This is a genomic window from Pseudomonas sp. WS 5532 (assembly GCF_012985445.1).
GTDB lineage: Bacteria > Pseudomonadota > Gammaproteobacteria > Pseudomonadales > Pseudomonadaceae > Aquipseudomonas > Aquipseudomonas edaphica.
In genome coordinates this window covers 1-3486 of record NZ_JAAQWK010000047.1, presented here as the reverse complement: position 1 = coordinate 3486, position 3486 = coordinate 1, and the positions used below count along the sequence as shown (strand labels likewise).

Below are 3486 nucleotides of genomic sequence, written 5' to 3'. Positions count from 1 at the left end.
ACTGATTCACACCGATGGTGATGGTCTGGCCATTATCGAGAGTGACGGTCAACGGGTTGGTGATGTTAGTCACCGGCGCGCCGTTTTTATCCACAAGGCTGGCGGTGTAGACGATATTGCCGCCTTCACCAACGGTGGTGGTGGCGGTCAGGACCACATCGACCTTGTCGATGGTGTCGTTGATAGTCGTGGTTGCACCATCACCCGCCACTTCCAGCTTCTCGAAGTTGCCGCCAGCAGTGTCGGTGATCTTGACCGTCTGAGTGCTCTTATCGATGAACACGTCATCGCTTGGCGCAGGGACAGTCACGGTGCCGACGGTGTCGCCAGCCTTGATGGTGATGGTCGAACCGTTATCCAACTTCAGCGTGACGTCAGTGCCCGCTTTATTGGAGAGCGTAGCGGTGTAGGTGATCTGACCACCCTCGTTCACTGCAGAGGGAGCCGTCAGCGTGACGGTTGTGGTGTTATCGGTACCCGGAGTGTCGGTGACGGTAGTGTTGACCGGCGTTGTACCTGGAACCAAATTCTCGAAGTGCTCACCGCCAGTCACGTTAGTGATAGCGGTAGTGACGGTCTGATCGCCCTTGTACACGTCATCTGGAGCTACAACGGTAACGCTGCCATTCGACTGATTCACACCGATGGTAATGGTCTGGCCATTATCCAGGGTCACGGTCAACGGGTTGGTGATGTTAGACACTGCCGCGCCGTTTTTATCCACAAGGCTGGCGGTGTAGATGATGTTGCCGCCTTCACCCACTGTGGTCGTTGCGGTCAGAACCACATCGACCTTGTCGATGGTGTCGTTAATGGTCGTAGTTGCACCATCACCAGCCACTTCCAACTTCTCGAAGTTACCGCCAGTGGTGTCGGTGATCTTGACGGTCTGAGTGCTCTTGTCGATGAACACGTCATCGCCAGGTGCAGCAACGGTCACAGAGCCGACGGTGTCGCCAGCTTTGATGATGATGCTCGAACCATTGTCGAGTTTCAGGGTTACGTCAGTGCCGGCCTTGTTGCTCAAGGTGGCAGTGTAAGTAATCTGGCCGCCTTCGTTGACTTCGCTAGGTGCGGTCAGCGTAACGGTAGTGGTGTTATCAGTGCCCGGAGTGTCGGTGACGGTGGTGCTCACCGGTGTAATACCTGGCACCAGATTTTCGAAGTGCTCGCCGCCAGTCACATTAGTAATAGCGGTAGTGACGGTCTGGTCGCCCTTGTACACGTCATCCGGAGCTACAACTGTGGCGTTGCCGCTGGACTGATTAACGCCGATGGTGATGGTCTGGCCGTTATCCAAAGTCACGGTCAGCGGGTTGGTGATGTTGGTCACCGCATTACCCGACTTGTCGACCAGCGACGCGGTGTAAACGATGTTGCCGCCTTCGCCGACGGTAGTGGTGGCGGTCAGGACCACATCCACTTTGTCGATGGTGTCGTTGATCGTGGTGGTTGCGCCGTCGCCGGCAACTTCCAGTTTTTCGAAGTTGCCGCCAGTGGTGTCAGTGATCTTGACGGTCTGGGTGCTCTTATCGATGAACACGTCATCGCCAGGTGCAGCAACGGTCACAGAGCCGACGGTGTCGCCAGCTTTGATGATGATGCTCGAACCATTGTCGAGTTTCAGGGTTACGTCAGTACCGGCCTTGTTGCTCAAGGTCGCGGTGTAGGTGATTTGACCACCTTCATTGACTTCGTTTGGCGCGGTCAGCGTAACGGTAGTGGTGTTATCAGTACCCGGTGTATCGGTGACGGTGGTGCTGACCGGCGTGGTACCTGGCACCAAGTTTTCGAAGTGCTCACCGCCGGTCACATTAGTGATAGCGGTTGTGACGGTCTGGTCGCCCTTGTACACGTCATCCGGAGCTACAACTGTGACGTTGCCGCTGGACTGATTCACGCCGATGGTGATGGTCTGGCCATTATCCAAAGTCACAGTCAGCGGATTGGTGATGTTGGTCACTGCCGCGCCGTTTTTATCCACAAGGCTGGCGGTGTAAACGATATTGCCGCCTTCACCAACGGTGGTGGTGGCGGTCAGAACCACATCGACCTTGTCGATGGTGTCGTTGATGGTCGTAGTTGCACCATCACCAGCCACTTCCAGCTTCTCGAAGTTGCCGCCAGTGGTGTCGGTGATCTTGACGGTCTGAGTGCTCTTGTCGATGAACACGTCATCGCCTGGCGCTGCAACAGTCACGGAGCCAACGGTATCGCCAGCTTTGATGGTGATAGACGAACCGTTATCCAACTTCAGCGTTACGTCAGTGCCTGCTTTATTGGAAAGCGTAGCGGTGTACGTAATCTGACCGCCTTCGTTGACGTCGCTTGGCGCGGTCAGTGTCACGGTGGTGGTGTTATCAGTGCCCGGAGTATCGGTGACAGTGGTGCTAACCGGCGTAGTACCCGGCACCAGATTCTCGAAGTGCTCACCGCCAGTCACATTAGTGATAGCAGTAGTGACGGTCTGGTCGCCCTTGTACACATCATCTGGAGCTACAACGGTCACGCTGCCGTTCGACTGGTTCACACCGATGGTGATGGTCTGGCCGTTATCCAAGGTCACGGTCAGCGGGTTGGTGATGTTGGTCACTGCCGCGCCGTTTTTATCCACAAGGCTGGCGGTGTAGACGATGTTGCCGCCTTCGCCCACTGTGGTCGTTGCGGTCAGAACCACATCGACCTTGTCGATGGTGTCGTTGATCGTGGTGGTTGCGCCGTCGCCTGCAACTTCCAGCTTCTCGAAGTTACCGCCAGTGGTGTCAGTGATCTTGACCGTCTGAGTGCTCTTATCGATGAACACGTCATCGCTTGGTGCCGCAACAGTCACGGAGCCAACGGTGTCACCAGCTTTGATGGTGATAGATGAACCGTTATCCAACTTCAGCGTTACGTCAGTACCGGCCTTGTTGCTCAAGGTGGCGGTGTAGGTGATTTGACCACCTTCATTGACTTCACTTGGCGCGGTTAACGTGACGGTGGTGGTGTTATCGGTACCCGGAGTATCGGTGACGGTGGTGCTAACAGGCGTAGTGCCTGGCACCAGATTCTCGAAGTGCGCGCCGCCGGTCACGTTGGTGATGGCGGTAGTGACAGTCTGGTCGCCCTTGTACACGTCATCTGGAGCTACAACGGTCACGCTGCCGTTCGATTGATTCACACCGATGGTAATGGTTTGGCCGTTATCCAAAGTCACAGTCAGTGGGTTGGTGATGTTGGTCACCGCATTACCCGACTTGTCGACCAGCGACGCGGTGTAAACGATGTTGCCGCCTTCGCCAACGGTGGTGGTGGCGGTCAGCACCACATCCACTTTGTCGATGGTGTCGTTGATGGTGGTGGTTGCGCCGTTACCTGCAACTTCCAGTTTTTCGAAGTTACCGCCAGCGGTGTCGGTGATCTTGACGGTTTGGGTGCTCTTGTCGATGAACACGTCATCGCTAGGCGCAGGGACGGTTACGGTGCCGACGGTGTCACCAGCTTTGA

At 56.0% G+C, this 3486-nt stretch carries 1 protein-coding gene; it reads right to left on the bottom strand.

The window, feature by feature from the left end:
* A partial coding sequence (locus HBO23_RS33510) for an immunoglobulin-like domain-containing protein (RefSeq protein ID WP_346343068.1) occupies positions 1–3486 on the bottom strand: 3486 nt, incomplete at both ends.